We start from the raw sequence: 25,908 nt of genomic DNA on the forward strand, positions 1-25,908 counted from the left end.
ATGACGAGCCTGATTGAACAAGCCGCCAAGCGGCTCGAGCAACTGCGCCAGGCCGGCGTTGTGCTGCCCGGCGACGAGCAGGCGCAGCCAGCGGCGGCGCAGCCGCCGGTCGTCGCGCCCTTGGCCGCGCCCGCCGCCGCTTTGCCTGCGCAGCCGCAGGCAGAGCCTCGGCCCCATGTGGGCATCTCGGTCCTGGACGATGGGCTCCATCCGTCGTCCAAACGCGTGGAGCTGGACGTCGTGGCGCTGGCCGCGCAGGGCTTCCTGATGCCCCACACGCCGCGTTCGCAAACGGGCGACCAGTACCGGGTCATCAAGCGCCCCTTGATCAAGAACGCGATGGGCAAGGGCGCCGCGACGATCAACCACGCCAACCTGATGATGGTGACCAGTGCGTTGGCCGGTGAAGGCAAGAGCTTCACGTCCATCAACCTCGCGCTGAGCATCGCGGCCGAACTGGACAACACGGTCATGCTGGTCGACGCCGACGTGGCCCGCCCGTCGGTGTTGCGCATGCTGGGCCTGCCGCAAGGCCCCGGCCTGCTTGACGTGCTGGAAGAGCGTGTCGAGATGTCCGAGGTGCTGCTGCGCACCAATGTCGAGAAGCTGACCATCCTGCCCAGCGGCACGCCCCACCCGCGTGCGACCGAACTGCTGGCCAGCGACGCCATGCGCCATCTGCTGGACAACATGGCCAAGCGCTATCCCGACCGCATCATCATTTTCGATTCGCCGCCGCTGCTGCTGACGACGGAGTCACGCGTACTGGCTTCGCACATGGGCCAGATCGTCATCGTCGTCCATGCCGAGAAGACGGCGCAGAGCGCCGTCCAGCAGGCCCTCGCCGCCATCGAAACCTGCCCGGTCAAGATGATGCTGCTCAACCAGGCCAGCCCCAACGCTGCCGGTGGTTACGGCTACGGGTATGGCTACGGGTATGGCTACGGCTACGGATACGGCTATGGCAGCAATGACTCGGCCCAGACCTGAGCCGCGCCATCTGCCTCTGGCCCTCGCCCTTTGTGCGATCGCGGCTCACGCCCAGCAGGGAGACGCTGCTGCTGGTGCCGGCGGTGGCGCCATCCAGCCTCGCATTGGCGTGTCACTGAGCTGGACCGACAACCTGCGCCTCGACGATCAAGAAAAGGATGCGGCGGTGATTGCGACGGTATCCCCCGGCGTCAGCATCGTGCGCAATACGGGTGCGCTGCGCGGCAGCCTGGACTACTCGCTGAACGGCGTCACTTACCTGAAGACGACCTACAAGTCCCAGCTGCAGAACGCGCTGACGGCAAACGCCCAGGCCGAGATCATTCCTCGTACCTTCCTTGTCGATGCGCAGGCCAGCATCGGGCAGCAGAACGCGACGGCCTTCGGCTCACAGGCGGCACCCACGCTGGGCTCGCAAGGCTCGGTGTCCGCTTTGGACAACCCCAATCGGCGCGAGACGGGCACCTTGAACGTCTCACCGTTGCTGCACGGCCAGCTGGGTGGATTGGCCAGCGTGGATCTGCGTGGCAATCTTTCGGTCACCGAGGTGCGCGGTAGCGCCCTGGGCGACAGTCACGGCAGCGGTGGTTCCATGCGCATCGCACAGCTCAGCGCCGGCGTGCTGAGTTGGTTCCTTCAGGCGAACACACAGCAGATACGGCCCAAGGCTGCGTTCTCCAACCGCACCAGCTCGGCGACGGCGGGCCTGAACTACCACCCCAACCCCGACTGGCTCTTCAGCGTCAATGCGGGCCAGGAGCGCAATGATTACCTCAGCCGCAGCGGCGGCGAGCAGACCGGGCTCACGGGCGGCCTGACCGCCGATTGGACGCCCACGCCGCGTACGCGCGTCAATGGCAACTGGCAGCGTCACAGCTATGGCAACAGCCACGGCCTGAGCTTCGAACACCGCATGCGCAACTCGGTCTGGCGCTTCTCGGACTCCCGCAACGTCACGCTGGGCAACGCTGGCGCCACGGGCGGCGTGCGGACCAACTACGACCTGTACTTCCTGTTGTTCGCATCGCTGGAGCCGGACCCGATCAAGCGCGACACCCTGGTGCGTGCCTATCTGCTGTCACAGGGCTTGTCGCCCGATGCGCAGGCCGCGGTGGGCTTCCTGTCCACCGGGCCGAGCCAGCTGCGCAACCAGATGCTCAGCTTTGCCCTCCAGGGCGTGCGCAGCAACGTGACGGCCACGGTCAGCCGTTCCGTCACCAGCCGCCTGGGGGACAATCTGAACCAGGGCGATCTGGCCAACAACTCGCGCATCGACCAGCGCTCCTATTCGCTGTCGGGCAGCTACCAGCTCACGCCGGTGTCGGGGGTGTCGTTGACGGCTTCGCGCCAGGAGACCATCGGCGACTCCAGCAATCGCCGCACCCAGCTGACCAGCCTGATGGCCAACTGGAACAGCCGCCTGGGTTCGCGCATCAGCATTCAGCTTGGTGCGCGCCACAGCCGCTTCGAAGGTGTCAGGCCCTATTCCGAGAATGCGGCCTACGCCAACCTGACGCAACAGTTCTGACATGTACGAAGCCTTCTATGGCCTGAGCAGCAAGCCTTTCCAGCTCAGCCCGGACCCGAACTTCTACTACGGCAGCAAGCAGCATCGCCGGGCCAAGGCGTACCTGGACTATGGCGTGCTGCGCAATGACGGCTTCATCGTCATCACCGGCGAGATCGGTGCCGGCAAGACCACGCTGCTGCGCGGCCTGCTGGACAGCCTGAACCGCAGCAACGTCGTCATCGGCAATGTCGTGACCACCCAGCTCGACGCCGAGGACACACTGCGCATGGTGGGCGCGGCCTTCGGCGTGCGCGTCAAGGATGCGCCCAAGTCCGAGCTGCTGATGACGCTGGAAGCCTTCTTCGTCAACCAGGTCACCCAGGGCAAGCGCTGCCTGCTCATCGTCGACGAGGCGCAGAACCTGACGGCCCGCGCGGTCGAGGAGTTGCGCATGCTGTCCAACTTCCAGTTTGCCAACCAGTCGCTGCTGCAGACCTTTCTCGTCGGCCAGCCCGAGTTCCGCGGCATCCTGCAGAAGCCCGAGATGGAACAGTTCCGCCAGCGCGTCGCGGCGACCTGCCACATCGGCCCGCTGGACGAAGACGAGACCCAGCGCTACATGGAGCACCGCCTGAAGTGCGCGGGCTCCGCCGGCAAGCCGACCTTCGACCACGACGCCTTCCCGGCCATCCACAAGGCCAGCAACGGCATCCCACGCCGCATCAATCGCCTGTGCGACCGCCTGCTGCTGCTGGGCTTCATGCAGGGCCGCAGCCATCTGACGCTGGCGGACGTGAAGGAAGTGCTGCGCGACATCGCCCAGGAGAGCGAGATCCCGCGCCACAGCGACGTCAGCCCGCTGGACAGCACGCCGGCCAAACTGCCCGACAGCCGCCCCGGTGCGCTGGACAGTGCACCAGGCGCACTGGACGTGTCCAGGCTGAAGTTGAGCGTCGCCGAGGTCGATGGCCTGTCCAGCGAGATCGCGGCCCTCAGCGCCGATCACCACACCGACCGCCTGCAGCGCCTGGAGCGCAGCATGATGCGGCTGGAGCGCATCAATCTCCAGACGCTGGCGCTGCTGCAGAAGCTGGTGGACGCCGTGAAGCAGCACTGATGGAGTCCCGATCATGCTGATGCCCACCAAGACTCCGGCCCTGCGCAATGCGATGAGCATTGACGTGGAAGACTACTTCCAGGTCTCTGCCTTCGCGCCCTACATCAAGCGCGAGGACTGGAACGGCCTGGAATGCCGCGTCGAGCGCAACATCGAGCGCATCCTCGCGCTGCTGGCCGCCAAGCAGGTCAAGGCCACCTTCTTCACGCTGGGCTGGATCGCCGAGCGCTACCCGCAGGTGGTGAAGGCCATCGTGGCCGGCGGGCACGAACTGGCCAGCCATGGCTATGGCCACGAGCGTGCCAGCGACCTCAGCCCGACGGCCTTCCTGGACGACATCAGCCGCGCCAAGAAAATGCTCGAGGACCTGGGCGGCGTGCCCGTCATCGGCTACCGTGCGCCGAGCTTCTCCATCGGCAAGGCCAACCTCTGGGCCTTCGACGTGCTGCGCGATGCCGGCTACCGCTACTCCAGCAGCGTCTACCCCATCGCCCACGACCACTACGGCATGCCCGACTCGCCCCGCTTCGCCTACCCGGTGCGTGAGGGCCTGCTCGAGATCCCGGTGACCACCCTGCGCATGGGCTCGCGCAACCTGCCCAGCAGCGGCGGTGGCTATTTCCGGCTGCTGCCCTATGCGCTGTCACGCTGGATGATCCGCCGCGTCAACGAGATTGACGGCGAGCCAGCGGTCTTCTACTTCCATCCGTGGGAGATCGACAGCGAGCAGCCGCGCATCCCCGGCATCAACGCCAAGACGCGCTTCCGCCATTACGTCAACATCCCGCGCACCCACGACCGGATCGCGCGGCTGCTCGGCGATTTCCGCTGGGGCCGGATGGACGAGATCTTCCTCGGCCGTGAGGCCAGCCCGCGCGCTCCGGCGCCCTCGCTGAGCCCGGCCTGAATGAACTCCCCCCTTCGCATTGCGCGCCTGGCCGCGCAAGACAAAGCCTTGTCCGCGCGCTGGGACGCCTTCGTCTTCGCCCACCCGCAAGCGACCTTCTTCCACCGCAGCGGCTGGCTGCGCATCATCCAGTCGGTGTTTGGCCACAAGGGATTCTTCCTCTACGCCGAGCGAGACGGTGTCATCGAGGGCGTGCTGCCGCTGGCCGAGGTCAAGAGCCGGCTGTTCGGCCACTCGGTCACGAGCCTGCCGTTCGGCGTCTATGGCGGCGTGGCCGCGTTGAACGACGAGGCCACCGCAGCGCTGGAGGCCGAGGCCGAGAAGATCGCGCGAGGGCAGGGCGCCGAGCACCTCGAATACCGCAACCTCGGCCCCACGCGCCACGCCGACTGGCCGCGCCAGGATCTCTACGTGACCTTCCGCAAGGAGATCCTTGCGGAGGAGGAGGCCAACATGCTGGCCATCCCTCGCAAGCAACGAGCGATGGTGCGCAAGGGCATCAAGAACGAGCTCAAGGCCGAGATCGACGCGAATGTCGACCGCTTCTTCGACCTCTACGCCGACAACGTGCACCGCCACGGCACGCCGGCCATGCCCAAGAAGTATTTCCAGGCCTTGCTGGCCGAGTTCGGGCCCGACGCCGAGGTGCTGACCGTCACGGCCCCCAACGGCAAGCCGCTGTCGACGGTGCTCACCTTCTACTTCCGCGATGAATGCATGCCTTACTACGCGGGCGATGACGAAGCGGCACGCGACCTGGCGGCGAACGATTTCAAGTATTGGGAGCTGATGCGCCGGGCCTGCGCCCGGGGCCTCAAGGTCTTCGATTACGGCCGCAGCAAGCAGGGCACCGGCCCCTATGCGTTCAAGAAGAACTGGGGCTTCGAGCCGCAGCCGCTGAGCTACGAGTACCGGCTGTTCAAGCGCGACGCGATTCCCCAGAACAACCCGAACAACCCCAAGTACCAGCTGATGATCAAGGCCTGGCGCAAGCTGCCCATCGGCTTTGCGAACTGGCTCGGGCCCTTCATCGTGAAGAACCTCGGGTGAACGTCGGATCATGAAGATCCTCTACCTCGTCCACCGCCTGCCTTACCCGCCCAACAAGGGCGACAAGGTGCGCTCCTACCATCTGCTCAAGCACCTGGCGGCGCGGCACGAGGTCCATCTCGGCACCTTCCTCGACGACCCCGATGACGAGCAGCACCTGCCGCGCGTGCGCGCGCTGTGCAAGAACGTGCATGTGGCGCGCCTGAACCCGCGCTCGGCCAAGCTGCTGAGCCTGCGCGGCCTGCTCAGCGGCGAGGCGCTGAGCCTGCCGTACTACCGCGACGCCGGCCTGCAGGCCTGGGTGGACGACGCCGCGGCCCGTGTCGGCTTCGATGCCGTCGTCGTCTTCAGCGGCGTGATGGCGCAATACACGCACGGCCTGAAGGGCGTGAAGACGCTGGTGGACTTCGTCGACGTCGACTCCGCCAAGTGGCGCGATTACGCACCCGAGCATGCCTGGCCGATGTCCTGGCTCTACCGCCGCGAGTTCGCCAAGCTGCTTGGCTTCGAGCAGCGCGTGGCAGAAGGCGCCGCCTGCAGCTTCTTCGTCACCGACAACGAAGTCGCGCTGTTCCGCGCGTTGAGCCCCGGCCATGAGCTACGCCTCGCGGCCCTGGGCAACGGCGTCGATGCCGATTTCTTCACGCCGGACGCGGCGCGCACCAACCCGTTTGCGTCCGGCGAGCTGCCGCTGGTGTTCACTGGCGCCATGGACTATTGGCCCAACGTCGACGCGGTGACCTGGTTCGCCAGCGACATCCTGCCCGCGCTGCGCGAGCGCTTTCCCGCACTGCGCTTTCACATCGTCGGTCGCAGCCCGGCGCCCGCCGTGCAGGCGCTCGCTGGCGACACCATCAACGTGACCGGCACTGTGCCCGACGTGCGACCGTATCTGCAATACGCGGCCGCGGTTGTGGCGCCGCTGCGGCTGGCGCGTGGCATTCAGAACAAGGTGCTGGAGGCGATGGCCATGGCACGTCCGGTTGTCGCAGCCAGTACCTGCGTGCGTGCGATCGCGGCGGGTGTGCAGCCTGGGCTGCAGCCGGCCGATACCGAAGCGGACTACGCCGAACGCCTCGGCGCGCTGCTTTCCAATCACGAGGCTGCCAATGCGGCCGGCCGTACGGCGCGCGACTTCGTGCTCGGCGCCTACAGCTGGGACGCCCATCTGGCTGGCCTGGACCGCTACCTGGAGGTTGCTTGATCACCCTGCCCAAGCCCTGGCGACTGCCCCTGCTCGGCCTGGCCCTGGCCTGGGGGCTGCTCGCGATCCTGTATTTCGCGACCGGCGCCGCCATGGTCGAGATCTGGAACCGTTCCGAGACCTTTGCCCATGCCTGGGTGGTGCCGCCAATCTCGGCCTGGCTGGTCTGGCGTCGGCGCGCCGAGCTGGCGTCGATCACGCCGCGGCCAGCGCCCTGGTGGTTGCTGGCCTTGCTGCCCCTGGGCCTGCTGTGGCTGATCGGTGACCTTGCCGCCGCCAATGCCGCAACTCAATTCGCGTTGCTCGGCATGGCCGTGGCCCTGGTGCCTGCGCTGATCGGCACGCAGGCCGCCGGGCGCATTGCCTTCCCGTTGGGCTTCCTGTTCTTCGCCGTGCCTTTCGGCGACTTCCTGACGCCTTGGCTGATGGAGCGCACGGCCGACTTCACCATCGTTGCCCTGCGCGCCACCGGCATCCCGGTGTTCCGCGAGGCGCTGCAGTTCGTCATTCCGTCGGGCTCGTGGTCCGTGGTGCAAGCCTGCAGCGGCATCCGCTACCTGATGGCTTCGGTCATGGTGGGCACGCTGTTCGCCTACTTGAATTACCGCACGACCGGCAAGCGGTGGGCCTTTGTGGGCGTGGCCATTGTTACGCCGCTGGTGGCCAACTGGTTGCGCGCCTACATGATCGTCATGCTGGGCCATCTTTCGGGCAACAAGCTCGCCGTGGGCGTAGACCACATCATCTACGGCTGGGTCTTCTTCGGACTCATCATGCTGGCGATGTTCATGATCGGGGCGCGCTGGTCGGACCCCGACCCCGAGCCCGTGCTGGCCTCGCCGGATGCGGCCGGACTGGGGCTGTCGCCTGCGCGCTTCGCGACGGTCCTGGTGGCGGCGCTGCTGCTGGCGGCCCTGCCTTCGGGCATGCGGGCCCAGGCCGCGCACTCGGGTGCCCATGGCGAGCCCAGCCTTGCAGCGCCTCAACTGGCGGGCTGGACCTGGTCGCCCGAAGCCCTGACCAACTGGAACCCCCATTTCAAGAACCCCAGAGCGGTCCTGCGTGGCCGGTTCGCGCCCGCCACCGGCGACGCGCCGGTGGGGGTCTATGTCGGCTATTACCGCGACCAGCGTTATGGTCGCCAGCTCGTCACCTCAGTCAACGACCTCGTCAATGACGAGGACGACAAGGAATGGTCGCGCACGGGCGCCGGCCAGGCACAGCTGGACGGCCTGACCTGGCGCACCGGGGAGCTGCGCGGCCAGGCCCTGAACCAGGTCAGCGGCGGCGGCAACATGGCGCCGCGGCTGCGCGTCTGGCAGATCTACTGGATCAACGGCCGGCCCTTCACCAGCGACTGGCAGGCCAAGCTTTATGGCGCCTGGCAGAGTCTGCTGGGCCACGGCGACGATGCGGCGGTCATCCTGGTCTATGCCGACAAGACCGTCGCCGGCGCTGATGACGCCCTGCTGCGCGAATTCCTGCACGCGCACTGGGGCAGTCTGGACACCGCTTTGCGCGGGGTGCGCGACCGCGACGCCGCGCGCCAGCAGTGACAATCACGCGCCTTCAAAAATCACAGCAACGAGAAACGATCCATGAATACGCTCGCAGTCATCGGCCTGGGCTACGTGGGCCTGCCCCTGGTGGTGGAGTTCGGCAAGCAGGTGCGCACCATCGGCTTCGATATCGCCAAGAACAAGGTGGAAGCCTGCCAACGCGGCACCGACCCGAGCCGCGAGCTGACGGACGAGGAAGTCCAGGCGGCCAAGCACGCCGTCTACACCGACGATCCCAAGATGCTGGCCGAGGCCGACGTCATCATCGTCGCCGTGCCCACGCCGGTTGACGAGGCCCACATCCCCGATTTCCGCCCGCTGATCGGCTCCTCCACCAGCGTCGGCCGCCACATGAAGAAGGGCGCCATCGTCGTCTACGAGAGCACGGTCTACCCCGGCGCCACCGAGGAGGTCTGCATCCCCGTGCTAGAGCGCGAATCGGGCCTGAAATGGAAGCAGGACTTCTTCGTCGGCTACAGCCCCGAGCGCATCAACCCGGGCGACAAGGAGCACACGCTCACCAAGATCCTGAAGATCGTGTCCGGCGACACACCCGAGACCCTCGACACGGTCGCCAAGGTCTACGAGATGATCGTCGAGCCCGGCGTGCACCGCGCGTCCAGCATCAAGGCCGCCGAGGCCGCCAAGGTCATCGAGAACACGCAGCGCGACCTCAACATCGCGCTGATGAACGAGTTGTCCATCATCTTCGACAAGCTCGGCATCGACACCTCCGAGGTGCTGGAGGCGGCCGGCACGAAGTGGAACTTCCTGAAGTTCAAGCCGGGCCTGGTGGGCGGCCACTGCATCGGCGTCGATCCCTACTACCTGACGCACAAGGCCGACATGCTGGGCTACCACCCGCAGGTCATCCTGGCTGGCCGTCGCATCAACGACGGCATGGGCAAGTTCATCGCCGAGCAGACCATCAAGCAGATGATCGCCAGCGGCAGCCCGGTGAAAGGCGCGCGCATCAACGTGCTGGGCCTGACCTTCAAGGAGAACTGCGGCGACCTGCGCAACTCCAAGGTCATCGACATCATCAACGAGCTCAAGACCTACGGCGTCGAGATCTTCGTCACCGATGCGCAGGCCGAGGCTGAGGAGGCCATGCACGAGTACGGTGTGCGGCTGATGAAGTTCGAGGACCTGCCGCAGGCCGATGCCATCGTGGCCGCCGTGTCGCACCGCGAGTACGCCGGCCTCAGCGCCGCGGACATTGGCAAGAAGCTCGTCAAGGGCGGCGCCTTCATCGACGTGAAGGCCGCCTTCGACGCCAAGGCGCTGGTGGACGCGGGCTTCCGCCTCTGGCGCCTGTAAGGATGGAGCCCCCACGCGTGCTTCGCACGCTGCCCCCCGAGGGGGCGCGTCAGCGCCTACGGGCGGCCGGGCGGCGCTGACCTGTGCAAGCGGACCTGCGACCCCTGGTCGTGCACCTACTGCACCGCTTCGACACCGGCGGGCTGGAGAACGGCGTCGTCAACGTCATCAACCACCTGCCGGCGTTCCGGCACGCGGTGGTGGCGGTGACCGAGATCACTGCGTTCAAGGAGCGGGTGAAAGCGCCCGGCACGCAGTTCATCGCATTGAACAAGCCGCCAGGGCAGGGCTTCTGGCTCTATCCGCGTGTCTACCGGCTGCTGCGCGAGCTGCGCCCCGCCGTCGTGCACACGCGCAACCTCGGCGCGATGGAGTTTCAGCTGCCGGCCTGGGCCGCCCGTGTGCCGCTGCGGGTTCACAGCGAGCACGGCTGGGACGTCAACGATCTCGGCGGCGTCAGCCGCACCAACCAGCGCCTGCGCCGTGTCTACGGTTCTGGCGTGCATCGCTTCGTGGCCTTGTCCAAGGCCATCGAAACCTATCTGACCGGCCCGGTCGGCTTTGCGGCCGAGCGCGTGCAGCGCATCTGCAACGGCGTGGATACGCAGCGGTTCATGCCCGCGGCCGTCCCGCCCGAGGCCTGGCCCTATCGCCGCGGCGAGCATCTTGTCATCGGCGCGGTGGGACGGATGCAGGCCGTGAAGGACCCGCTCAACCTCGTCAACGCCTTCCTGAGCCTGCGCGAGCTTTGCCCGGCCGACTGGCCGCGCTTGCGCCTGGTGATGCTCGGCGGCGGCCCACTGTTCGACGCGGCGCGCGCGCGGCTGGCCGAACGGAGCGCAGCCGATCAGGCCTGGCTGCCCGGCGACCGCAGCGATGTCGCGGCCCTGCTGCCGAACTTCGACATCTTTGCGCTGCCGTCGCAGGCCGAAGGCATCAGCAATACGCTGCTGGAGGCCATGGCCTGCGGCTGCGCGCCGGTCGCGACGGACGTGGGGGGCAACCCCGAACTGGTGGAGAACGACGCGAACGGCCTGCTCGTGCCGGTGCAGGACAGCGCTGCGCTCGCCGCGGCGCTGGCCCGGCTCGTCAACGATGCGGCGCTGCGCCAGCGTCTGGCCGAGGCGTCGCTGGCCCGCGTACGGGCGCAGTTCAGCCTGGACGGCATGATCGCCGCCTATGGGGCCTTGTACGCGTCGGCGGCGCGCGGCCGAAGCTCGTAGGCGGGGAACCCGCCGGCATCAACCGGGCCGCTGATCGCATAGCGCGCCGCCAGGTGTTCGCGCAGCTTGGCGCGCGGCAAGCCGGCCAGCGCCACCTGCATGACCGGGCCGCGCCAGTCCTGCTCGTCCAGCGCACGGAACACCAGCACGCGACCGCCGCGTGCCAGCGCGGCATCGACCTGCGCATCCAGGCGTGCCAGCAGCGCCGCCGTATCGGCCTTGGTGTCGTTCATCTGCACGAGGTCGATGTTGAAGCGCTCGACGCCCGGCGTGTCGAAGAGGCTGCTGTCCGGCTCACCCGGGTAGGCGGCAAAACCCACGTACAAGCCCTGCGGCCCCAGCGCCGCCTGCAGCGCCTGCTGGCGCTCAGCCAGCGCGAAGCGCGCCTTGGGGATGCCGTAGCCGATGAGGTTGACGACCAGCAGCGCCGGCATCGCGACGCCCAGCAGCCACACGTCCAGCCAACGCCGGCGCAACTGCAGCGCCAGCACCGCGACCGGCATCGTGAACTGGAACCAGTGCTCCGGGTCGTTGAGGTTGTAGTAGTACGAGAAGGCCGCCGCGCCCAGCACAAAGGCCCAGGGTGACAGCAGGCCGGGCTCGGCGCTGCGCAGCGCCTGGCGGGCACCCACGACGGCGATGGCTGCCAGCAGCAGCCCCACCAGCGCCGCCAGCAAAGCCTGGCCCAGCAACGATGGCAGCACCGCATGCACATCGGGCAGCCAGCCCCACATATAGGCCCGGCCCAGCGTACCGAGGGACGGCAGGAAGGCGAAGTTGTTGATGAGGCTGAAGGCGAAGCGCACCGGCATCTCCTTCCAGGAGACCAGCCAGTTCTGCAAGGCCTGCTTCTCCTTCAGGCCACCCAGCGTGAAGCCCAGCAGGTCCTGCGCCTGCGTCGTGCCGGTCTGGCGTGCCATCACATAGGCGGCCAGCAGCAGCGCAAAGCCCACGACGGCCAGCGTGATCGCATAAGGCAGGGTCTGGCGAAGTGCCACCATGAAGCCCCGGCGGCGTGCGCCGCGGATCAGCATGAAGAGGGCCAGCAGCAGGGCCTGGGGCAGTACGCTGACGAGCAGGTTCACGCCCACGCCCGACCAGGCCGCGCTTGCGATCATGTCGCGCGTGCCGGGCTGGCCGGCGGCCTCGGCGCGTTCCCAGCGCAGCGCATGGTGCAGGGCCAGCGCCAGCGGCGGGAACACCATCAGCTTGATGTGCGCCGTGGGGCCGAGGGTCAGGAGATTGAAGCTGACCGCGACAAAGACGACGGCGGCGACGCTCTTCAGCATCGAATGGCCGGCCTCCCGCAGCGTCGCGAAAAAGACCGCGCAGCCCCAGGCCACCGAGAGGACATTGATCGCCTCCAGGCTGTGGTTCACACCCAGCACGCCGCCGGTGGCGCGATACAGCAGCATCGCCAGCGGCTGCATCCACAGGTGGCCCAGGTCCCAGAAGAAGCTGTTGGCACCCAGTTCGTGCCAGTAGCGGTCGACGTCATCGACCTTCAGCGCCGAGCACAGCCAGGCGTAGGCCAGCGCGACCGCCAGGCCGACGCCCAGCAGCTGTAGCGGGCGGGCGCGTTGCGCCGTGCCGCTCACTTCTGGCCCCAGTGGCCCGTGATGGCCTCCACATGGAAGCGCGGGCGCTGCTTGCTGGCCTCGTAGACCTTGGCGAGGTACTCGCCGATGACGCCCAGGCTGAGCAACTGGATGCCGCCGAGCAGATACATCGGGATTACCGTGGACGCCCAGCCGGGCAGGGCGACCTCGGTGAACAGCCTGATGAACAACGCCCAAAGACCGAAGGCCACGCTGACGAGTGACACCATGGCGCCCAGGCCCGTGATGGCCCGCAGTGGTGCGGCGGAGAACGATGTGACGCCCCGCCAGGCCAGGCTGAGCATCTTGGATAACGGGTATTTGGATTCGCCGGCAAAGCGCTCGGCGCGGTCGAAACTGACGACGCTGCTGGGGTAGCCGAGTTGGGGAATCATGCCGCGCAGGAAGAGGTGGGTTTCCTCATAGTTGCGCAGCGCCTCCAGCGGGCGGCGACCCATCAGCCGGTAGTCGGCGTGGTTGAAGACGACCTCGACGCCCATCATGGCCAGGACCTTGTAGTAGCCCTCCGCCGTGAAACGCTTGAAGAAGGTGTCGGTGTCGCGGCGGCGGCGCACGGCGTAGACCAGTTCGTCGCCATTGCGGAAGGCGCGGATCATGTCCGGGATGATGGACAGGTCGTCCTGCAGGTCGGCGTCAAGGCTGATCAGTGCGTCGCCGCTCACCGTCATCAGCCCGCACAGCAGCGCGTTCTGGTGGCCGCGGTTGCGGCTGAGCTTGATGCCACAGGCGTCATCGCGCTCGCGGCCCAGCGTCTCGATGAGGGCCCAGGTGCCGTCGCGGCTGCCGTCGTCGATGTAGTAGGCCGAGCTGGCCGCGGCGATCAGGCCTTCGGCTTTGAGCTCGTTCAGCAAAAGCCCCAAGCGGCTGGCCGTCTCGCGCAACACGGCCTCTTCGTTGTAGCAGGGCAGCACGAAGTTGACGACCGGCGCTTGGGCGCCGGCCCAGCTGGCACGGTGGAATTGGGCGGGGTCGATCAGTTCCATGGCGGGATGGCAGTCAAGGTTTGCGGAACACCCAGAGGCGGCTGAGCGTGAAATTGCTGGCCAGCACGCCGGCGGTGGCGATGAGCTGGCTCAAGACGGGGTGCAGGCCCAGCGACACGGCGACGCGCAGCAGGCCGGCATTCAGCGCGCAGCCCAGGGCCACCATGGCGATGAAGCGCAACTGCTGGGGGCGATTGCGCGCAGCGCTGCCCTGGGCGGCGAAGGTCAGGCGTGCATTGGCCCAGTAATTGAACGTCGCGCTGACCAGGAAACCCACGGTGGATGCCGGCACCAGCGGCAGCCAGCCCGCCAGCACGAGGCCGGCCGTCAGCACGTACTGCAGGCCCGTGGCGAGCACGCCGACGGACAGGAAGGAGAACAGCTGGGCGATCAAGATGGCCGGCGCTTTGGGAGCAGGGCGGTGGAGGGCGCCGAAGTATCGGCGTTGCCGGCAGGCCGCAGCCCCCGTTGCCCGCGGGTCAAGCATCCCCCGGACAGGGGGATAACCCGTGCCTGACATCACACCAGGGACAGCGAACGCCCGGCGCGGTCACCAAGCTCGGTAAGAATCCGCCTTTCCCCGTGCCTTGCCGTTTCGGCAGGCGCGGCTTTACCCAATGATTGGCTGAACCAGGTCCAACCCATGTGCGGCATCACCGGTCTGTTCGATACCCGCGGCCAGCGCCTCCCCGAGCGCGAGCGTCTGCACCGGATGAACGAGTCCCAGCATCACCGCGGGCCGGATGAAGGCGACCTGCACATCGAGCCCGGCGTGGGCTTCGGCCACCGGCGCCTGTCGGTCATCGACATCGCGACCGGCCAGCAGCCCATCTTCAACGACGACAAGACGGTGGCCCTGGTCTTCAACGGCGAGGTCTACAACTACCTGGAGTTGATGGACGAGCTGCGCGGCCACGGCTATGTGTTCCGCACCAAGAGCGACTCCGAAGCCATCGTGCGCGCCTGGGAGCACTGGGGCGAGGACTGCGTGCACCACCTGCGCGGCATGTTCGCCTTCATGATCCACGACCGAAAGCGCGACTGCCTCTTCATGGCCCGCGACCGCCTGGGCGTGAAGCCGCTGCACTACGCGATGACCGAGGACGGCTGGCTGCTGTTCGGCTCCGAGCTGAAGAGCCTGATGGCCCACGGCGGCCTGCGCCAGGAGATCGACCCGCGCGCCGTCGAGGCCTATTTCGCGCTGGGCTATGTGCCCGACCCCTGGACCATCTACCGCCACGCGCAGAAGCTCGCCCCCGGCCACCGCCTGCTCGTCAAGCGCGGCCAGCCCATCGGCACGCCGCAGCGCTATTGGGACGTCAAGTTCACGCTCGACGCCAAGATCGGTGAGGAAGAGGCCGCCGAGGAACTGCGCCGGCGCCTGTCCGAGTCGGTCAAGCTGCGCTTGAAGGCCGAGGTGCCGCTGGGCGCCTTCCTGTCCGGTGGCGTGGACTCCAGCGCCGTCGTCGCGGCCATGGCCCAGCTGGACGACCAACCCGTCAACACCTGCTCCATCGGCTTCGACGACCCCAAGTTCAACGAGACCGAGTTCGCCCAGCAGGTGGCGGACCGCTATCGCACCAACCACCGCGTCGAGGTCGTCAGCAGCGACGACTTCGGCCTCGTCGACCTGCTGGCCCACCTCTACGACGAGCCCTATGCTGACTCGTCGGCCATTCCCACTTACCGCGTCTGTGAGCTGGCGCGCAAGCACGTCACGGTGGCGCTGTCGGGCGACGGCGGCGACGAGAGCCTGGGCGGCTACCGCCGCTACAAGATGCACATGATGGAAGAGCGCATGCGCAGCGCCTTCCCGCTGGCCCTGCGCAAGGGCGTGTTCGGCCCGCTGGCCAAGCTCTACCCGAAAGCCGACTGGGCACCGCGCGTCTTCCGTGCCAAAACCACCTTCCAGGCCATCGCCCGCAACTCGGTCGATGCCTACTTCAACACCATGGGCCTGGTGCGCGACCCGCTGCGCCAGGAGCTGTTCAGCGACGCCTTCAAGCGCGACCTGCAGGGCTGGCATGCCAGCGAGGTCTTCCACCATCACGCCCAGCGCGCCAACACCGACGACCCGCTGGCGCTGATCCAGTACCTGGACATCCACACCTATCTGCCGGGCGACATCAACACCAAGGTCGACCGCGCCAGCATGGCCCACAGCCTGGAGGTGCGCGAGCCGCTGATGGACCACCAACTCGTCGAGTGGGTGGCGACGCTGCCCTCAGACCTGAAGCTGCGCGGTCAGGAGGGCAAGTACATCTTCAAGAAGGCGCTGGAGCCCATGCTGCCGAACGATGTGCTCTACCGGCCCAAGATGGGCTTCGCCGTGCCGCTGGCGCGCTGGCTGCGTGGCCCGCTGCGCGAGCAGACCCGCCAGGCGCTGCAACAGGGCGCGCTGGCCCAGACGGGCTGGTTCAACCCGACCGTCATCGGCCGCCTGCTGGACCAGCATGAGCGCGGCGTGATGGACCACGCCCAGCCGCTGTGGGTGCTGCTGATGTTCGATGCCTTCCTGCGCAATGCAGGCCTGGGCGCCGCAACCGCGCGCGCCGCGGCCTGAACGATTTCAAGAGATAAAGGGACGACATGAAGGTTTCGGTTTTCGGTCTCGGCTACGTCGGTGCGGTCTCCTGCGCCTGCCTGCCCGAACTCGGCCACGAAGTGGTGGGCGTGGACATCAACCCGCTCAAGGTCGAGCTGATCGCTTCCGGGCAGTCGCCGGTCGTCGAGGAAGGCATCGAGGAGCTGATTGGCGCCGCCGTGAAGGCCGGCAAGTTGACGGCCACGCGCGATGTGGCCGCCGCGGTGCGCGACACCGAGATCTCGCTGATTTCGGTGGCCACGCCCTCACTGCCTAACTACATGCCCGACCTGACCGCGCTGGACGCCGTCGTCGGCCAGATCGGCGCCGAGATCGCCAAGAAGGACGGCCAGCACACACTGGTGATCCGCAGCACGGTCGCCCCGGGCACCACGCGCGCCCGCATCGCGCCGCTGCTGGAGAAGGCCGCCGGCCGCAAGATCGGTGATCGGCTGTCGCTGGTCTTCAACCCCGAGTTTCTGCGCGAAGGCTCGTCGGTCTCCGACTTCCACAACCCGCCGCAGACCATCGTCGGCAGCCTGGATGACGCTGGCGTGGAGGTCATGAAGCGCCTGTATGCCGGCGTGCCGGGCAACTTCGTCGCGGCCGACGTGGGCGTGGCCGAGTCGGTCAAATACCTGTGCAACGTCTTCCACGCGCTGAAGATCGTCTTCGCCAACGAAGCCGGCGCCGTGCTGAAGGAAACCGGCCTGGACTCGCGCGACGTGCTCGAGCTGTTCTGCCGCGACACCCAGCTCAACATCTCCAAGGCCTATCTGCGCCCCGGTTTCGCCTTCGGCGGCTCCTGCCTGCCCAAGGAGGTCAAGGGCTTCCTGACCATCGCCCGCGAGCGCGGCGTCGACATCCCCGTGCTGGGCTCGCTGCTGGACAGCAATGACGCCCACATCGGCCGCGCCTATGAACTGATCGCCGCGAACGGCCGCAAGCCGGTGGCCCTGTTCGGCCTGGCCTTCAAGCCCGGTACCGACGACCTGCGCGACTCGCCGCTGGTGGTGCTCGCCGAGAAGCTGCTGGGCAAGGGCTTCGACCTGACGATCTACGACAAGTTCGTCAAGATCGCGCGCCTGCTCGGCAAGAACAAGGAATACATCGACCGCGAGATTCCCCACCTCGACAAGCTGCTGCAGGAGACGCCCGACGCCGTGCTGGCGCGCGCCGAGATCATCGTCGTCGGCCATGCCGACGCCGAGACCCGCCAGCGCATCATCGCGCTGGGCAAGCGCGCGCGCGTTGTCGACCTGAACGGCTACGCCGACCTGCGCGACGCTGGATTCGCACAGTACGAGGGCATCTGCTGGTGAACCGACTTCGGGTCGCGTTCGTCTCGCCGGTCTTCCTGTTCCCGGCCGATGCCGGGGGCAAGATCCGCACGGGCAACATCCTGCGCGGGCTCAAGGAGAGCGGCCGGTTCGACGTCACGCTGCTGTCGCCGGCCACGCCTGAGCAGCAGCGCGAATGGCAGGGCGAACTCGACCGTCTGTGCGAAAGCTTCATCGGCTGGCAGCCGAGCGAGGCACGCCCCCGCTGGCAGCGCGCACCTGACCTGCTGTCTTCGCTACCGATCAACGTGGTCAACGACCGCACGCCGGCCGCGGTTGCTGCGGTCGAGAAGGCGCTGGCTGCCGAGCACTTCGACGTCGTTGTCTTCGACTTCGTCCACGCCGCCGTGCTGCGTCCCGACCACCTCAAGGGCGCGACGGTCTGCTTCACGCACAACGTCGAGGCCGAGATCTTCGAGCGCCATGCCAAGACGGCGGCGAGCGCGCCGCTGCGCTGGCTGTGGGCCTCGCAGGCGGCCAAGATGCGCCGCTTCGAATGCGAGGCACTGGCCCGCTTCACGCGCGTCGTCGCCGTGTCCGAGCGCGACGCAAAAATGTTCGAGAAGAACGACGGCCTGAAGACCGCCCGCGCCATTCCCACCGGCGTGGACCTGGACTTCTTCTCCTGGCAGGCACCGGCTAACGGCAGCCCAACCGTCGTCTTCACCGGTTCGATGGACTGGGAAGCCAATGTCGACGGCATCCGCTTCTACATCGAAGAGGTGTGGCCGCGTGTGCGCGCCCAGGTACCGAACGCACAGCTGCGCGTCGTCGGCAAGAATCCGCCGGCGTCGTTGGTGCAGCGCAATGTCCCCGGCGTCAGCTTCACGGGTTTCGTCGACGACGTGCGTGACCATGCCCGTGATGCCCAGGCCTTCGTCATCCCGCTGCGTGTCGGCGGCGGCACCCGCATCAAGGCCTTCGAGGCCATGGCCATGGGCCTGCCGGTGGTGTCCACCAGCATCGGCATCGAGGGCCTGGACGTTGACGACGGCACCCACTTTCTGCGCGCCGACGGCGCCGAGGCGCTGGCCGAGGCGACGCTCAGGCTCATCCATGACGGCGCCCTGCGCCTGCAGCTGTCGCAGGCGGCGCGTCGGTTGGTCGAGGCCCAATTCGGTCACCGCGTGGCCGCCGACGTCTTCGGCCGCATCCTGATCGAAGCCGTGGAGGCCGTCGCGTGAGAAAGCTGAAGGTCCTCACCTTCTCGACGCTGTTCCCGAGCAGTGTTCGGCCCAGCCACGGCATCTTCGTGGAGACGCGGCTGCGCGAGCTGATGAAGAGCGGCGAGGTCGAATCTCGCGTCGTGGCCCCCGTGCCCTGGTTCCCGTCTACCAGCCCTCGCTGGGGCGACTACGCCAGGTTCGCCGCCACGCCGGCGCGTGAGCAGCGCAATGGCCTGGATGTGCTGCACCCGCGCTATCTGTTGCTGCCCAAAGTGGGCATGACGTTGGCGCCGCTGACGCTGGCTTTGGGCGCGCGTGGCGCGGTGCAGAAACTGATCGACGAGGGCTTCGATTTCGACCTCATCGACGCCCATTACTACTATCCCGACGGCGTTGCCGCCGCGCTGCTGTCCAAGTGGTTCAACAAGCCGCTGACCATCACCGCGCGCGGCACCGACCTGAACCTCATTCCCCAGTACGCCCTGCCCAAACGCATGATCGAGTGGGCGGCCGGGCGCGCATCAGGCTCCATCGGCGTCTGCGCCGCCTTGATGGACGTGCTGCGCGGCTGGGGCCATGACCCGGCGAAGCTGAATACCTTGCGCAATGGCGTAGACCTGGAGCGCTTCCGCCCCCTGCCGCAGGCCGACATGCGCGCGGAGCTCGGTGTGTCCGGCGAGCCGCTGCTGCTGTCCGTGGGGCACCTGATCGAACGCAAGGGCCACCACATCGCTATCGAGGCGCTGGCAGAGCTGGCGAAGCAACGACCCGGAGCCCGCCTCGTCGTCATCGGCGAGGGCGAGGAGAGGGCGGCACTGACGGCGCTGGCAGCGCGTCTGGGCGTCGCCGACAAGGTGCGCCTGACGGGCTCGCTGCCCAACACCGAGTTGCTGAAGTGGTACAGCGCCGCCGACGTGCTGCTGCTGTGTTCCAGCCGCGAGGGCTGGGCCAATGTGCTGCTTGAGTCCATGGCCTGTGGCACGCCGGTCGCCGCCACCGATATCTGGGGCACGCCCGAGGTTGTTGCCGCACCCGAGGCGGGTGGGCTGGTGAGCGAACGCACGGGCAGCGCGTTCGCCGCGGCCATCGGGGCGTTGCTGGCCAAGGGTATAGACCGCGCGGCCACGCGCCGCTATGCCGAAAGCTTCAGCTGGCAGGCCACGACGGACGGTCAGATCGCTTTGTTCAAGTCCATCGCCGGAGTGGCCGCGCATGCGTGATCTGACATTGCTGGTGATCCTGGGCTGGATCTTCTTGCAGGCGTTCAGGCGGCCTTGGATTGGCATCCTCGGCTGGACTTGGCTCAGCATCATGAATCCCCACCAGCTGTCCTGGGCGCTGAAGACAATGCCCTTCGCCGCCGCCATCGGCGGAGCGACGCTGATCGGCCTCTTCATCACGAAGGACAGACGTGACTATTCGTTGAACCGCGAGAACGTCACGCTGATGGTCTTCATGCTGTGGATGTGCATCACCTTGCCGTTCTCGATGATCTTTGATCAGAGCTTCGAGTTGTGGAGCCGGGTCATGAAGATCGATCTGATGATCCTGGTCACCATGGTGTTGCTGCACAGCAAGCGCCACATGATGCTGCTGACCTGGGTGCTGGTCGCCTCCATCGGTTTCTTCGGTGTCAAGGGGGGCGCCTTCACGGTCCTGACCGGCGGCAGCTACAAAGTCTGGGGGCCCGAGAACACCTATATCGAGGGCAACAACGAGATCGCGCTGGCCATCGTCATCGTCATCCCGCTGATGCGCTTCCTGCAGATGCAGATGAAGGCCAAATGGGCCAAGACGACGATGACCATCTGCATGGTGCTGATGGCGATGGCGGCCCTGGGCAGCCATTCGCGCGGCGCTTTGCTGGCCATTGCCGCGATGGCGCTGGTGCTGTGGTGGCGCGGCAAGAACAAGATGGTGGGTGCGGTCACGATGGTCGTCGTCGCGGTGGCCCTGCTGTCGCTGATGCCGGCTGAATGGTGGGAACGCATGAACACCATCAAGACCTACCAGCAGGACGAGTCGGCCATGGGCCGCATCAATGCCTGGGGCATGGCCTGGAATCTGGCGAAATCCAACTTCTTCGGTGGCGGCTTCATGATCTGGACGGGGGTCATCTTTGCCGTCTATGGCCCGGACCCCAACGACGTGCATGCGGCCCACAGCATCTATTTCATGGTGCTGGGCGAACAGGGCTTCGTCGGCCTGTTCATCTTCCTGGCGCTGTTCACCATGGGCTGGTTCACGGCCGGCACCTTGCGCACGAAGGCGCGCGGCAAGCCCGAGACGCAATGGCTGTCGGACCTCGGCGGCATGCTGCAGGTGAGCCTGGCCGGCTATGCCGTGGGCGGCGCCTTCCTGAGCCTGAGCTACTGGGACCTGCCGTACAACGTGCTGGTGCTGGCCGTCGTCGGCCGGCGCTGGCTGGAGCGCAAGGAGTGGCTGCGGGAGAAGGAGGAGCCGGTCATCTACTGGCCCGAGTTCCTGAAGAAGCGCTTCGAGAAGAAGAAAAGCATCCCCCTGCCATGAAGCCCCTGTTCAGCCTGCTGTCCCCGGCCGGCGCGCGTGCGCGCCTGACCGTGTTGATCTTCCACCGCGTGCTGCGCGAGCCCGACCCGCTGTTCCCCGACGAGGTCGACGCGGCCCGCTTCGATGAGCTGCTGGGTTGGGCCAAGGCCTGGTTCAACGTGCTGCCGCTGGACACGGCGATCCGGCAGCTGCACGAAGGCAGCCTGCCGGCACGCGCCGCGGCGCTGAGCTTCGACGACGGCTATGCCGACAATCATGACGTCGCCCTGCCGCTGCTGCAGAAGCACGGCCTGCCGTGCAGCTTCTTTGTCGCCACCGGCTTTCTGGATGGCGGCCGCATGTGGAACGACACGCTGATCGAATCGGTGCGGCTCAGCGCCAAGGCCATGCTGGACCTGCGCGGCCTGCAGGACGGTCGCGGCGAGGACCTGGGGCAACTGGCACTGGGCGATACCGCTGGCCGCCGCGCGATGCTGGGCAAGCTCATCGAACGCGTGAAATACCTGCCTCCCGAGCCGCGGCTGGCCTGCGTCAATGCCATCGCGGCGCGCGCCGAGGTCAACCCGCCGGACGACCTGATGATGAGCAGCGAGCAGGTGCGCAGCCTTCGTCGTGCCGGCATGCAGATCGGTGCTCACACGGTCAGCCATCCCATCCTGGCCACGCTCGACGCCAGCCAGGCCGCCGACGAGATCGGCCGCAGCCGCGATGTGCTGCAGCAGCTGCTGGGCGAGAAGGTCGGCCTGTTCGCCTATCCCAACGGCAAGCCGGGGACGGATTACCTGCCCGAGGTGCATCCCGCCCTCGTGCGCGAACTCGGCTTCGATGCGGCCGTGTCCACGCGCTGGGCCGCGGCGCGGCGCGGCGACGACGTGTTCCAGATCCCGCGCTTCACGCCCTGGGATCGCGACCGGCTGAAGTTCGGCCTGCGGCTGGCGCGCAACCTGCTCAGCTGATGCGCCGCGTCCTCTTCATCGCCTATCTGTTCCCGCCGATCACCAACTCCGGCACGCGGCGCAGCCTCGCTTTCGCCAACCATCTGCCCGATCTGGGCTGGGAGCCGCTGGTGCTGAGCCTGGAGCCCGACCCGCGCTCCCACGTCGACTCGGAGCTGCTGAGTGAGGTCAGGCCTGGCACGCGGGTCGAGCGCGTGCCGCTGCAGAGCCGCGTGCTGGCCCGCCGCTGGGCGGGCTGGCTGCCCGGGCGCCTGCGTGAGCGCGCCGTCGCGGCGCTGGCCTGGCGGCTGCGTGCGCGGTCCGAAGTGCCCGACCAGGCCGCGGGCTGGCTCAAGCCCGCCGTCGAGCGGGCCCTGTCCCTGCGCGACAGCGTGGGTTTTGACGCCATCTACGCCAGCGGCTGGCCCTGGACCGGTTTCCTCATCGCCCGCGAGGTGTCGCGCCGCACCGGCAAACCCTATGTGCTCGACTATCGCGACCAGTGGACGCCCAGCGGCGACATGGCCTGGGAGCAGGTGTCGGCCGAGCAGGCTCGCGAGAACCCGGCGCTGGAGCGGCTGGCGGCGCGCGACGCGGCGGCCGTCGTCACCGTGACCCACGCACTGGTGGACAGCATCGGCCGCGACTGCGGCCGCGGCGACCTGCACCTGATCACCAACGGCTTCGAGCCGGCCGACTTCGCTGGCGAGGCCTCGCCCGTCGCTGATGGCCTGCTGCGCATCGCCTACACCGGCGTCTGGCGCCCTGGCTACGGTTTGCAGGACCTGTATGCGGCCATCGCCTTGCTTCAGGCCCAAGGCTGCCCGGAGCTTTCGCGGCTGCGCGTGCAGGCCGCTGGCTTCAAACCAGGCCCGGCGGCTGAGGCTGGAGTCACCGCATGGGTGACGGAGCTGGGCCCCGTGCCGCACGGCCAGGCCGTCACGCTGATGAAGCAGGCCGACCTGCTCTATCTGCCGGTGCCGACGGGCTACTACGCCACCGCGTCGCTGCCGGGCAAGCTGTTCGAATACCTGGGCTGCGGCCGCCCCATCCTGGCCGTCGTGCCCGAGGCCAGCGAGGTGGCTCAGGTGCTCAACGGCACCGGCGGCGGCGTGCGCGTCGAGCCGGGTGACGTGGCGGGTCTGGCCCAGACGCTGCAGCGCTGGCTGCGTGGCGAGGCCAGCGTGGACACGCCGCGCGATATCGAGCGCTACAGCCGCGCGGCGACAGCACGGCGTCTGGCCGGCGTGCTGGACGCGGCCGCCGACGGCCGGCGCCTGGAGCCACTGAGATGAGCGGCGTACGCAGTGCGCTGCTGTTCTCCTTCGCGGAGCGGTATGCGCTGATCGTCATCAACCTGGCGAGCAACCTGATCATTGCCCGGCTGCTGACGCCGGACCAGATTGGCGTCTACTCGGTGACGCTGGCTGTCATGAGCATCGCCCAGGTGCTGCGCGACTTTGGCGTCGCCAGCTACCTGATCCAGGAGAAGGACCTCACCGACGATCACATCCGCACAGCGCTGGGGGTCACGCTGATCATCGGCATCGGTCTTGGCTTCATCGTCTTTGCCGTGGCGCCCTGGGTGGCCGACTTCTACCGCGAGCCGCGCATGCGCGACCTGCTGTGGCTGGCCTCCATGAACTTTCTGCTGCTGCCGTTCTCGACGATCTCGCTGGCGCTGCTGCGCCGCCGCCTCGCCTTCAAGGCCCTGGCCGTCGCGAACCTGGTTGCGACGCTGGCCGGTGCCATCACCAGCGTCAGCCTGTCCTGGGCCGGCTGGGGGCCCATCGGCCTCGTGGCCGGCACGCTGGTCGTCAGTGCGACCACGGGCTTCGCCGCCTGGTGGGCCCAGGGCGAGCGGCGGTTGCTGCGGCCGGGGCTGTCGCAATGGCGCAGCCTGTTCAAGTTCGGCGCCCAGAGCTCGGTCGTGGGCGTCGTCACGTCGGTGTCCATGGACATCAACGACCTGGCCGTGGGCAAGCTGATGGGCTTCACGCCCGTCGCGCTGCTGAGCCGCGCCCAGGGCCTGATGAACCTCTTCCATCGCGACCTGATGGGCGCCGTGCGCAACGTGGCCTATCCCGCTTTCGCAAAGGCCGTGCGCGAGCAGCAGGCCATGGAGCCGCTCTACATCGCCAGCGTCACCTATGTCTGCGTGGTGGCCTGGCCCTTCTACGGCTTCGTCGCCCTCTACGGGCTGGAGACCTTGCGGCTGCTGTTCGGCCCGCAGTGGGACGCGGCGGCGCCGCTGGTGCCCATCTTCTGCCTGGCCGGCGCGCTGGCCGCGGCGATCAGCCTGATCGGCAACCTGATGGTGGCCATGGGCCGCATGGACCTGCTGACGCGCATGGAGGTGGTCTTCCAGCCGGCGCGAGCGGCGCTCATCGTCGCGGCGGCGGCGTATTGGCGCGAGCCCTGGGCCTGCGCGGCCGGGCTGGCGCTGGCCATGCTGCTGCAGCTGCCGCTGGTCTATGTCGTGAAGGGCAAGTTCCTGCCCAACGACTGGCGCGTGCTGCGTGGCCAGCTCGTGCGCAGCATGGCCGTGGCGCTGATCGCGCTGGCGCCGCCCGCGCTGCTGCTGGTGCTTCACCCGCGCGAGCCTGGCCAGACCATGCCTATCCTCTGGTTCGTGCTGGCCATCCTCAGCTGCTGCGTTTCGTGGCTGCTGGCGCTGGGCTGGTGCCGCCACCCGCTGGCCGCCGATCCGGCCTTTGCAAGACTGACGCGGTTCTGGCGGCGAGCTGCCGACAATGCCGCCTAGACCGACAAGACAGACCGAACCCTCACAGGTGAACCCTATGCAACAGTCCCGCCCTCCCGTCATCGGCCGCCTGGTCCGTTTCGCGCTGATCGGCTGCGGCCGCATCGCCCAGAACCATATGGAGGCGATCAAGAAGCACGCCGAGCGCGCCGAGCTCGTGGCGGTGTGCGACACCGACCCCGCGGCCTTGGCGGCCGCCGTCGCCAAGACGGGGGGCCGCGGCTTTGCGTCGTTGACCGAGCTGCTGGCTGCCAAGGCCGAACTCGGCATCGACTGCGTCGTGCTGACCACGCCCAGCGGCCTGCATCCCCGCCAGGCCATCGAGGTGGCCCGCGCGGGCATCGACGTGATGACCGAGAAGCCCATGGCCACGCGCTGGCAGGACGGCCTGGCCATGGTCAAGGCCTGCGACGACGCCGGCGTGCGCCTCTTCGTCGTCAAGCAGAACCGCCGCAACCCCACGCTGCAACTGCTCAAGCGCGCGATGAGCGAGGGCCGCTTCGGGCGGCTCTACAACGTCGCCGTCAACGTCTTCTGGACCCGCCCCCAGGCCTATTACGACAGCGCCGAGTGGCGCGGCACGTGGGAGTTCGACGGCGGCGCGTTCATGAACCAGGCCAGCCATTACATCGACCTGCTCGACTGGGTCTGCGGCCCCGTGGAGAGTGTCATGGCCTACACCGGCACGCTGGCCCGCAACATCGAGGTCGAGGACAGCGGCGCGGCGGCGCTGAAGTGGCGCAGCGGCGCCATGGGCACTGTCAACGTCAGCATGCTGACCTATCCCAAGAACCTCGAAGGCTCCATCACCCTGCTGGGCGAGAAGGGCTCGGTGCGCGTCGGCGGCCTGGCGGTCAACGAGATCCAGCATTGGGAATTCGATGCCCCCCATGAGATGGACGCGCTGATCAAGGACGCGAGCTACCAGACCACCTCGGTCTACGGCTTCGGCCACCCGCTCTACTACGACAACGTCATCCAGACGCTGCGCGGCGAGGCCCACCCCGAGACCGACGGTCGCGAAGGCCTGAAGTCGCTGGAGCTGCTGATCGCGCTGTACATGAGCTCCCGCGACGGCAAGCGCATCAACCTGCCGCTGGCCTACTGA

Annotated in this window: 21 protein-coding genes; 18 read left to right on the forward strand and 3 right to left on the reverse strand. The window is 67.6% G+C overall.

Annotated features, from left to right (window positions below):
• The 9 genes from ASC91_RS09825 to ASC91_RS09865 all read left to right on the forward strand — a co-directional run bounded on the left by ASC91_RS09825 (position 1) and on the right by ASC91_RS09865 (position 10,880).
• Positions 1-990 carry an XrtA-associated tyrosine autokinase gene (locus tag ASC91_RS09825; RefSeq protein WP_056195792.1) on the forward strand — a complete coding sequence of 330 codons (990 nt, stop codon included), beginning with the start codon at positions 1-3 and terminating at the stop codon, positions 988-990.
• Positions 971-2,518, forward strand: a complete 1,548-nt coding sequence (locus ASC91_RS09830) for a TIGR03016 family PEP-CTERM system-associated outer membrane protein (RefSeq protein ID WP_162247763.1) — start codon at positions 971-973, stop codon at positions 2,516-2,518. The genes ASC91_RS09825 and ASC91_RS09830 overlap by 20 nt, the downstream gene beginning before the upstream one ends.
• Before the next feature lies 1 nt (position 2,519).
• Positions 2,520-3,617 carry an XrtA/PEP-CTERM system-associated ATPase gene (locus ASC91_RS09835; RefSeq protein ID WP_056195797.1) on the forward strand — a complete coding sequence of 366 codons (1,098 nt, stop codon included), beginning with the start codon at positions 2,520-2,522 and terminating at the stop codon, positions 3,615-3,617.
• Between the two features lie 13 nt (positions 3,618-3,630).
• Positions 3,631-4,524, forward strand: coding sequence for an XrtA system polysaccharide deacetylase (locus ASC91_RS09840; protein ID WP_200955257.1), 894 nt, complete (start codon positions 3,631-3,633; stop codon positions 4,522-4,524).
• Positions 4,525-5,574 (forward strand): FemAB family XrtA/PEP-CTERM system-associated protein, encoded by a 1,050-nt coding sequence (locus ASC91_RS09845; protein ID WP_056195799.1) that lies wholly within the window; start codon positions 4,525-4,527, stop codon positions 5,572-5,574.
• A gap of 10 nt (positions 5,575-5,584) precedes the next feature.
• Entirely contained in the window at positions 5,585-6,778 is a 1,194-nt protein-coding gene (locus tag ASC91_RS09850; RefSeq protein WP_056195801.1) for a TIGR03087 family PEP-CTERM/XrtA system glycosyltransferase, read from the forward strand.
• Entirely contained in the window at positions 6,775-8,334 is a 1,560-nt protein-coding gene (gene xrtA, locus ASC91_RS29365; RefSeq protein ID WP_056195804.1) for an exosortase A, read from the forward strand. Before ASC91_RS09850 ends, xrtA begins: the two co-directional genes overlap by 4 nt.
• A 42-nt stretch (positions 8,335-8,376) precedes the next feature.
• Positions 8,377-9,657, forward strand: a complete 1,281-nt coding sequence (locus ASC91_RS09860) for a nucleotide sugar dehydrogenase (RefSeq protein WP_056195807.1) — start codon at positions 8,377-8,379, stop codon at positions 9,655-9,657.
• A 110-nt stretch (positions 9,658-9,767) separates the two neighbouring features.
• Positions 9,768-10,880 (forward strand): TIGR03088 family PEP-CTERM/XrtA system glycosyltransferase, encoded by a 1,113-nt coding sequence (locus tag ASC91_RS09865; RefSeq protein WP_235531935.1) that lies wholly within the window; start codon positions 9,768-9,770, stop codon positions 10,878-10,880.
• Here the strand turns inward: ASC91_RS09865 and ASC91_RS09870 are convergent.
• From ASC91_RS09870 to ASC91_RS09880, 3 genes are read right to left on the reverse strand one after another with little or no spacing between them, the layout of a single operon-like run.
• Positions 10,835-12,478, reverse strand: a complete 1,644-nt coding sequence (locus tag ASC91_RS09870) for a hypothetical protein (protein ID WP_056195811.1) — start codon at positions 12,476-12,478, stop codon at positions 10,835-10,837. The two genes, ASC91_RS09865 and ASC91_RS09870, sit on opposite strands and share 46 nt — an antisense overlap.
• Positions 12,475-13,482, reverse strand: a complete 1,008-nt coding sequence (locus ASC91_RS09875) for a glycosyltransferase family 2 protein (RefSeq protein WP_082532568.1) — start codon at positions 13,480-13,482, stop codon at positions 12,475-12,477. Before ASC91_RS09875 ends, ASC91_RS09870 begins: the two co-directional genes overlap by 4 nt.
• 13 nt (positions 13,483-13,495) lie before the next feature.
• Complete coding sequence (locus ASC91_RS09880) at positions 13,496-13,876, reverse strand: GtrA family protein (protein WP_056195815.1); 381 nt, start codon at positions 13,874-13,876, stop codon at positions 13,496-13,498.
• A 249-nt stretch (positions 13,877-14,125) separates the two neighbouring features.
• Between ASC91_RS09880 and ASC91_RS09885 the strand changes: the two genes are divergently transcribed.
• The 9 genes from ASC91_RS09885 to ASC91_RS09925 are packed head-to-tail and all read left to right on the forward strand — an operon-like array spanning position 14,126 to position 25,908.
• Positions 14,126-16,045 (forward strand): XrtA/PEP-CTERM system amidotransferase, encoded by a 1,920-nt coding sequence (locus tag ASC91_RS09885; RefSeq protein WP_056195816.1) that lies wholly within the window; start codon positions 14,126-14,128, stop codon positions 16,043-16,045.
• Positions 16,046-16,071: 26 nt separating this feature from the next.
• Positions 16,072-17,388, forward strand: coding sequence for a nucleotide sugar dehydrogenase (locus ASC91_RS09890; RefSeq protein WP_056195820.1), 1,317 nt, complete (start codon positions 16,072-16,074; stop codon positions 17,386-17,388).
• A complete protein-coding gene (locus ASC91_RS09895; protein WP_056195822.1) occupies positions 17,385-18,590 on the forward strand; it encodes a glycosyltransferase family 4 protein in 1,206 nt (401 codons plus the stop codon). Before ASC91_RS09890 ends, ASC91_RS09895 begins: the two co-directional genes overlap by 4 nt.
• Positions 18,587-19,792: a glycosyltransferase family 4 protein gene (locus tag ASC91_RS09900; protein ID WP_394326316.1), complete on the forward strand. Its 1,206-nt coding sequence runs from the start codon at positions 18,587-18,589 to the stop codon at positions 19,790-19,792. The genes ASC91_RS09895 and ASC91_RS09900 overlap by 4 nt, the downstream gene beginning before the upstream one ends.
• A complete protein-coding gene (locus ASC91_RS09905) occupies positions 19,785-21,101 on the forward strand; it encodes a putative O-glycosylation ligase, exosortase A system-associated (protein WP_056195828.1) in 1,317 nt (438 codons plus the stop codon). The genes ASC91_RS09900 and ASC91_RS09905 overlap by 8 nt, the downstream gene beginning before the upstream one ends.
• Entirely contained in the window at positions 21,098-22,057 is a 960-nt protein-coding gene (locus tag ASC91_RS09910) for a polysaccharide deacetylase family protein (protein ID WP_056195830.1), read from the forward strand. The genes ASC91_RS09905 and ASC91_RS09910 overlap by 4 nt, the downstream gene beginning before the upstream one ends.
• On the forward strand, positions 22,057-23,331 hold the full coding sequence (locus ASC91_RS09915; protein ID WP_056195834.1) for a glycosyltransferase: 1,275 nt from the start codon (positions 22,057-22,059) through the stop codon (positions 23,329-23,331). Before ASC91_RS09910 ends, ASC91_RS09915 begins: the two co-directional genes overlap by 1 nt.
• Positions 23,328-24,800 (forward strand): lipopolysaccharide biosynthesis protein, encoded by a 1,473-nt coding sequence (locus ASC91_RS09920; protein ID WP_056195836.1) that lies wholly within the window; start codon positions 23,328-23,330, stop codon positions 24,798-24,800. Before ASC91_RS09915 ends, ASC91_RS09920 begins: the two co-directional genes overlap by 4 nt.
• Before the next feature lie 37 nt (positions 24,801-24,837).
• Entirely contained in the window at positions 24,838-25,908 is a 1,071-nt protein-coding gene (locus ASC91_RS09925) for a Gfo/Idh/MocA family protein (protein ID WP_056195838.1), read from the forward strand.

It is taken from the genome of Pelomonas sp. Root1237, assembly GCF_001425055.1.
In the GTDB taxonomy this organism is placed as follows: Bacteria; Pseudomonadota; Gammaproteobacteria; order Burkholderiales; family Burkholderiaceae_C; genus Pelomonas.

Coding starts and splice junctions, on each gene's coding strand:
- ASC91_RS09825 (WP_056195792.1), top strand. CDS start 1: ATGACGAGCCTGATTGAACAAGCCGCCAAGCGGCTCGAGCAACTGCGC.
- ASC91_RS09830 (WP_162247763.1), top strand. CDS start 971: ATGACTCGGCCCAGACCTGAGCCGCGCCATCTGCCTCTGGCCCTCGCC.
- ASC91_RS09835 (WP_056195797.1), top strand. CDS start 2,520: ATGTACGAAGCCTTCTATGGCCTGAGCAGCAAGCCTTTCCAGCTCAGC.
- ASC91_RS09840 (WP_200955257.1), top strand. CDS start 3,631: ATGCTGATGCCCACCAAGACTCCGGCCCTGCGCAATGCGATGAGCATT.
- ASC91_RS09845 (WP_056195799.1), top strand. CDS start 4,525: ATGAACTCCCCCCTTCGCATTGCGCGCCTGGCCGCGCAAGACAAAGCC.
- ASC91_RS09850 (WP_056195801.1), top strand. CDS start 5,585: ATGAAGATCCTCTACCTCGTCCACCGCCTGCCTTACCCGCCCAACAAG.
- ASC91_RS09860 (WP_056195807.1), top strand. CDS start 8,377: ATGAATACGCTCGCAGTCATCGGCCTGGGCTACGTGGGCCTGCCCCTG.
- ASC91_RS09875 (WP_082532568.1), bottom strand. CDS start 13,482: ATGGAACTGATCGACCCCGCCCAATTCCACCGTGCCAGCTGGGCCGGC.
- ASC91_RS09885 (WP_056195816.1), top strand. CDS start 14,126: ATGTGCGGCATCACCGGTCTGTTCGATACCCGCGGCCAGCGCCTCCCC.
- ASC91_RS09890 (WP_056195820.1), top strand. CDS start 16,072: ATGAAGGTTTCGGTTTTCGGTCTCGGCTACGTCGGTGCGGTCTCCTGC.
- ASC91_RS09905 (WP_056195828.1), top strand. CDS start 19,785: ATGCGTGATCTGACATTGCTGGTGATCCTGGGCTGGATCTTCTTGCAG.
- ASC91_RS09910 (WP_056195830.1), top strand. CDS start 21,098: ATGAAGCCCCTGTTCAGCCTGCTGTCCCCGGCCGGCGCGCGTGCGCGC.
- ASC91_RS09915 (WP_056195834.1), top strand. CDS start 22,057: ATGCGCCGCGTCCTCTTCATCGCCTATCTGTTCCCGCCGATCACCAAC.
- ASC91_RS09920 (WP_056195836.1), top strand. CDS start 23,328: ATGAGCGGCGTACGCAGTGCGCTGCTGTTCTCCTTCGCGGAGCGGTAT.
- ASC91_RS09925 (WP_056195838.1), top strand. CDS start 24,838: ATGCAACAGTCCCGCCCTCCCGTCATCGGCCGCCTGGTCCGTTTCGCG.